Raw genomic sequence first — 5600 nt, 5'->3', positions numbered from 1 at the left:
CCCACCCCGCCGGCCGCCGAGCCCACCTCGGTCGCGCCGAGCACCGAGCCGCCGGTCAGCACGCCGCTGGCGAAGAGCACCCCGAGCAGTACGCCGAACAGCGCGACCGCCAGCGCGGTCCGCATCAGCGGGTCCCGGGGCAGGCCGGGACGGACCGTACGGCGGGCGCCGTACACGGTGCCGGGCGGATCGGTACGCATCTCGGGGTCGGACATGGGGGCATCCTGGCCCACGGTGACCGTCGATGGCCAGCCGCCCTGGTGCCGGGTGACTCAGTCGACGACCCGGACGTCCTTCCAGAACGCCACCCGGTCGCGCACCATCTCCGCGTCCGGCTTCGGTTCCGGGTAGTACCAGACGGCGTCGGCGCTGGTCCTGCCGTCGTGCTCCAGGCTGTAGTACGACGCGGTGCCCTTCCACGGGCAGAACGTGTGCGTGGCGGAGTCGCGGATCAGGTCCTCCCGCAGCGCGGAGCGTGGGAAGTAGTGGTTGCCCTCGACCACCACGGTGTCGTCGCTCTCGGCCACGACCAGGTCGTTCCAGACTGCTTTCGGCATGTCCCCACGCTATGCCGCCCGCGCCGCACCGACCAGCGGTCAGCGGGCGGGCTCGGGGTCGGTGACGTCGGCGACCGTGGCGCCCAGCGTGCCGATCGCGGCGTCCGCGTCGACCGCGACGGCCACGCCGTGCTCGCCGGCGCCGAGGGTGATCTCCCGGCCGCGCAGCCGCTCGTCGGCGACCACCGGCCAGGCGGTGGTGGAGCCGAACGGGGTGATGGTGCCGCGTTCGTAGCCGGTGGCCGCGCGGGCGGCCTCGGCGTCCGGCATGGACAGCCGGCTCACCCCGAGCAGGTTGCGCAGCTTGGGCCAGGAGATGACCCGGTCGCCGGGGGTGAGCACGAAGAGGTGGTCGTCCTCGCCCCGGCGCACCACGATCGTCTCGACCACGTCGGGGACCGCGACGCCGCGGGCGGTGGCCGCCTCGGCGAGGCTGCGGACCGGGCCGTGCCGGATCACCCGGTACGGCAGGCCGGCGGCGTCCAGGGCGGCGATCGCGGGGGAGGACATGCCCGCCACGGTAACCCGATGGCTCCCGAGCGGACCCGAAATGGCCACCGTGGACATCCCACGAATCGATGGATCGAGGCGTAAGGTGATCTCATGCACGCTGTCCGTGATCATGAGCGGGCGGTGGACGCGCTGCGGCGGTCGTACACCGCGGTGCCCGCCGGCGAGCCCGTACGGCTGGCCAAGCGCACGTCCAACCTGTTCCGGCCGAGGTCCGCACCGCGCACCCCCGGGCTGGACGTCAGCGGCCTCACCCATGTGCTCAACGTCGACCCGGCCGCTCGAACGGCCGACGTGCAGGGCATGTGCACCTACGAGGACCTGGTCGACGCCACCCTGCCGCACGGGCTGATGCCGCTGGTGGTGCCGCAGTTGCGCACCATCACCCTGGGCGGCGCGGTGACCGGGCTGGGCATCGAGTCCACCTCGTTCCGCAACGGCCTGCCGCACGAGTCGGTGCTGGAGATGGACGTGCTCACCGGGGCCGGGGAGATCCTCACCATCCGTCCCGAGGGCGAGCGCGCCGACCTCTTCCGCGCCTTCCCCAACTCGCTGGGCAGCCTCGGGTACGCCACCCGGCTGCGGATCGAGCTGCAGCCGGTCCGCCGGTACGTGGCCCTGCGCAACATCCGGTTCACCCGGCTCGAGGAGCTGACCGACGCGATCGGCGAGGTGATCGCGAAGGGGGAGTGGGGCGGCGACCCGGTCGACGCGATGGACGGGGTGATGTTCAGCCCCGGCGAGGCGTACCTGGTGCTGGGTACGTTCACCGACGAGGTGGAGCGGGCCCCCAGCGACTACACCGGGCAGGACATCTACTACCGGTCGCTGCGCCGACGTACCCGGGACGTGCTCACCACGTACGACTATCTCTGGCGCTGGGACACCGACTGGTTCTGGTGCTCGGCGGCGTTCGGGGTGCAGCATCCGGTGGTTCGCCGGCTCTGGCCGGCGCGGTACCGGCGCAGCGACTTCTACCACCGGCTGGTCCGACTGGAGCACCGGCACCAGGTGGCCGCCCGGGTCGACCGCTGGCGGGGCCTGCCGGCCCGGGAGCGGGTGGTGCAGGACGTCGAGATCCCGCTCGACCGCACCGCGGACTTCCTGCGCTGGTTCGCCGGCACGGTCGGGATGACTCCGGTCTGGCTCTGCCCGCTGCGGCTGCGCGAGCCGGCCGGGCCCGGATCGGCCGGGTCCTGGCCGCTGTATCCCCTCCAGCCGGGCGAGAGCTATGTGAACATCGGCTTCTGGGGGAGCGTGCCGATCGCCGACGGTGCCGCCGACGGCGACGTCAATCGGGTGATCGAGCGCGCGGTGTCGGAGGCGGGCGGCCACAAGTCGCTCTACTCCGACGCGTACTACGACCGGGAGGCGTTCGACCGGCTCTACGGCGGGGAGAGCTGGCGCGCCGTGAAGGACCGCTACGACCCGGACCACCGGCTCACGGGACTGTACGAGAAGGCGGTAGCGAGACAATGAGCCTGACCGACCGAGAACAGGGGGCGACGAGCGCCCCGGCCGACCCGCCGGCGGGAGGCCGGCGCGCGAGCCTGACCGTGGCGGATGTGATCCGCGCGGTCACCACCGGCGACCTGCCGGTGCGCATCACCGGGTACGACGGCAGCGCCGTCGGCCCGGCCGACGCCGGAATCACCCTGTCGATCCGCTCCGAACGAGGACTGTCGTACCTGCTCACCGCCCCCGGTGACCTCGGCATGGCCCGGGCGTACGTGAGCGGTGACCTCGGGCTGGAGGGCGTGCACCCGGGCGACCCGTACGAGGCGCTGGGGGTGCTCAAGGACGAGGTCCCGATGCGGATCCCGTCGGTGGGTGAGGCGCTGACCCTGGTGCGGGGGCTCGGCTGGGAGCGGCTGATGCCGCCGTCGCCTCCGCCGCAGGAGGCCGCGCCACGCTGGAAGCGGGTGATGAACGGGCTGCGGCACTCCCGCACCCGGGACAGCAACGCGATCTCGCACCACTACGACGTCTCGAACGCCTTCTACGAGAAGGTGCTCGGCCCGTCGATGACGTACACCTGCGCGGTCTTCCACAGCCCCCGCGACACGCTCGAGGAGGCCCAGAGGGCCAAGTACGACCTGGTCGCGGGCAAGCTGGCGCTCAAGCCCGGGATGCGGCTGCTCGACGTGGGCTGCGGCTGGGGCGGCATGGTCCGGCACGCCGCCCGGGAGTACGGCGTCAAGGCGCTCGGCGTGACCCTGTCCCGGGCGCAGGCGGAGTGGGCGCAGGCGGCGATCGAGCGGGAAGGGCTGGGCGAGCTGGCCGAGGTGCGGCACCTGGACTACCGGGACGCCCCGCGGGAGCGGTTCGACGCGATCTCCTCGATCGGCCTGACCGAGCACATCGGGGTGCGCAACTACCCGGCGTACTTCGGTGCGCTGCGGGACCGGCTGAAGCCGGGTGGCCGACTGATGAACCACTGCATCACCCGGGCGGACAACCGGGCTCCGCACCGCTCCGGCGCCTTCATCGACCGGTACGTCTTCCCGGACGGTGAGCTGGCCGGGCCGGGGCGGCTGATCAGCGAGATCCACGACGCCGGCCTGGAGGTGCACCACGAGGAGAACCTCCGGCAGCACTACGCGCTGACCCTGGCCGGCTGGTGTCGCAACCTGGTCGAGCACTGGGACTTCTGCGTGAACGAGGTCGGCCCGGGCACCGCCCGCGTGTGGGGCCTCTACATGGCCGGCTCGCGGATGGCGTTCGAGCGCAACGGCATCCAGCTGCACCAGGTGGTGGCCACCCACAACGGCCCGGACGGGGTCAACGGTTACCCGCTGCGTCCCGACTGGACGCCCTGATCTGACCGATCGAAAGGCCGCGCCGCGACGGCGCGGCCTTTCCTCGACCCCATTGACAAAGAAGTTTTGTACGTACAAACTGATTTTGCCATGAGAGACGTCCTGTACCTGGAAGAGCGCGAGCAGGCCGAGACCCTGCTCAAGCCGCAACGCATCGAGGTGCTGCGGCAGCTGGCCGAGCCGCGCACCTGCACCGAGGTCGCCGGCCGGCTGGAGCAGACGCCGCAGCGGGTCTACTACCACGTCAAGCAGCTCGTCGCGGCCGGGCTCGTCGAGCAGGTGGCCGAGCGCCGGGTGCGGGGCATCACCGAGGGCATCTACCAGGCCGCCGCCCGGTCGTACTGGCTCTCGCCGCGCCTGGTCGGGCGGATCGGCGGGCTGCGCCGGGCGCAGGACGAGCTGAGCCTCGGCCACCTGCTCGACCTGATGGAGGAGGTCCAGGCCGACGTCGCGGCGCTCGACCGCAGCGCGCCCGAGCTGCCGTCGATCGGCGTCTCCGGCGAGATCCGGGTGCCCGCCGAGCGGCGCCAGGAGTTCCTGCACGACCTGCAGTCGACGCTGCAGGACCTGTTCGCCCGCTACGGCGGCGCCGAGGGTGACGCCTTCAAGCTCGCCGTGGCCTGCTACCCGAAAGGCGAGAACCATGAGTGACCTGCTGACCCTGCGCGTCCGGTTGGCCGCACCGGCCGAGGCCGTCCGCCGCGCCCTGACCGACCCGGCCGAGCTGCGCGCCTGGCTCGCCGAGCACGCCGAGGTCGAGCTGCCCCACCGGTACGCGTTCTGGGGCCGCTTCACCCCCGAGGGCGACGCGCCGCACCAGCGGCTGCTCCACGTCGACGAGCACATACTGCGCTTCGCCTGGCTGCTCGGCGGGGTGGAGACCACCACCGAGTTCGAGTGGACGCCCGAGGGTGAGAGCACGATCCTGGCGCTGCGGCAGAGCCATTTCGTCTTCGCCGAGGCGCTCGACGGCAGCACCGTCCGGGGAGTCCTGCACACCTTCTGGAGCCTGGCCCTGGCCAACCTCAACGCGTACCTGGAGGGGCGGCCGCTGCTGCCGCGGACCGACTTCACCTCCGCGGACCTGCGCGGCGAGGTGCTGATCGACGCCCCGACCGAGCGCGTCTGGCAGTCGTTGACCGACTCCGAGCAGGCCAGCGCCTGGTTCGGCTACCCGATCGGGATCGAACCCTGGGTCGGCGGCCGGTACGCCATGGGCGGCTTCGAGTCCGGGGAGGCGGCGAAGGTGATCGACCTGGAGCCCGGGCGGAAGATGTCCGTCGACTGGGGACCGGTCGGCGTCAGCACCTGGGAGCTGGCCGAGTCCGAGGGGAAGACCCGGCTGACGTTCGTGCAGAGCGGCTTCGACGAGGGCAACCCGCCGTACGCGGCCTGGAGCGGATCGGTGGCCGGCCTGTCCGAGCTGCGCCGCTACCACGAGATGGCCGACTGGCAGCCGATCTGGCTCTCCGTGGAGATGCCCGCCAACGCCTGACGCCGTCGAGGCTCCCGCCGGTCCCGGACTGTGTCGCCCTCAGGGTGGCACGTGCCCGGCGGGAGCCTACGGACCTGATGTCGTCAATGGGTGCCGGCGAGCGCTCAACCGGCCAGCTCCGCCGCCCGGCGCAGCAGCGCGCGCCGCTCCGGCTCGGAGCGCACCGCCTCGGCGGCGGGCCTGGCACTGATCGCCGAGGCCCGCCGCCGGGCCGTACGC

At 72.4% G+C, this 5600-nt stretch carries 6 protein-coding genes and 1 pseudogene; 4 read left to right on the top strand and 3 right to left on the bottom strand.

The annotated features are described in order from the left end of the window. From DKL51_RS24215 to DKL51_RS24205, 3 genes and pseudogenes are all read right to left on the bottom strand, one after another. A pseudogene (locus tag DKL51_RS24215) lies at nucleotides 1-215 on the bottom strand (RICIN domain-containing protein); the annotation flags it as partial. 57 nt (nucleotides 216-272) lie between these two features. After that, nucleotides 273-557: a DUF427 domain-containing protein gene (locus tag DKL51_RS24210; protein ID WP_109943381.1), complete on the bottom strand. Its 285-nt coding sequence runs from the start codon at nucleotides 555-557 to the stop codon at nucleotides 273-275. A gap of 39 nt (nucleotides 558-596) precedes the next feature. Beyond that, nucleotides 597-1067: an aminoacyl-tRNA deacylase gene (locus tag DKL51_RS24205; protein ID WP_260428647.1), complete on the bottom strand. Its 471-nt coding sequence runs from the start codon at nucleotides 1065-1067 to the stop codon at nucleotides 597-599. Between the two features lie 93 nt (nucleotides 1068-1160). On the opposite strand from DKL51_RS24205, the gene DKL51_RS24200 reads away from it, so the two are divergent. The 4 genes from DKL51_RS24200 (at nucleotide 1161) to DKL51_RS24185 (ending at nucleotide 5381) form a co-directional block, all read left to right on the top strand. After that, the gene (locus DKL51_RS24200) at nucleotides 1161-2546 is read left to right on the top strand and encodes an FAD-binding oxidoreductase (protein ID WP_109943383.1); all 1386 of its coding nucleotides are present in this window, start codon (nucleotides 1161-1163) and stop codon (nucleotides 2544-2546) included. Then, entirely contained in the window at nucleotides 2543-3886 is a 1344-nt protein-coding gene (locus DKL51_RS24195; protein ID WP_124812536.1) for a class I SAM-dependent methyltransferase, read from the top strand. The genes DKL51_RS24200 and DKL51_RS24195 overlap by 4 nt, the downstream gene beginning before the upstream one ends. A gap of 90 nt (nucleotides 3887-3976) precedes the next feature. Continuing rightward, nucleotides 3977-4537, top strand: coding sequence for a winged helix-turn-helix domain-containing protein (locus DKL51_RS24190; RefSeq protein ID WP_109943385.1), 561 nt, complete (start codon nucleotides 3977-3979; stop codon nucleotides 4535-4537). Further along, entirely contained in the window at nucleotides 4530-5381 is an 852-nt protein-coding gene (locus DKL51_RS24185; protein ID WP_109943386.1) for an SRPBCC family protein, read from the top strand. The genes DKL51_RS24190 and DKL51_RS24185 overlap by 8 nt, the downstream gene beginning before the upstream one ends. Nucleotides 5382-5600: the final 219 nt, after the last annotated feature.

This window comes from Micromonospora globispora (assembly GCF_003857015.1).
GTDB lineage: Bacteria > Actinomycetota > Actinomycetes > Mycobacteriales > Micromonosporaceae > Micromonospora > Micromonospora globispora.
Note: the sequence above shows the minus strand (reverse complement) of the source record. Positions and strands in the feature narration are given on the sequence as shown.

Coding starts and splice junctions, on each gene's coding strand:
- DKL51_RS24190 (WP_109943385.1), top strand. CDS start 3,977: ATGAGAGACGTCCTGTACCTGGAAGAGCGCGAGCAGGCCGAGACCCTG.
- DKL51_RS24210 (WP_109943381.1), bottom strand. CDS start 557: ATGCCGAAAGCAGTCTGGAACGACCTGGTCGTGGCCGAGAGCGACGAC.
- DKL51_RS24195 (WP_124812536.1), top strand. CDS start 2,543: ATGAGCCTGACCGACCGAGAACAGGGGGCGACGAGCGCCCCGGCCGAC.
- DKL51_RS24200 (WP_109943383.1), top strand. CDS start 1,161: ATGCACGCTGTCCGTGATCATGAGCGGGCGGTGGACGCGCTGCGGCGG.
- DKL51_RS24205 (WP_260428647.1), bottom strand. CDS start 1,067: ATGTCCTCCCCCGCGATCGCCGCCCTGGACGCCGCCGGCCTGCCGTAC.
- DKL51_RS24185 (WP_109943386.1), top strand. CDS start 4,530: ATGAGTGACCTGCTGACCCTGCGCGTCCGGTTGGCCGCACCGGCCGAG.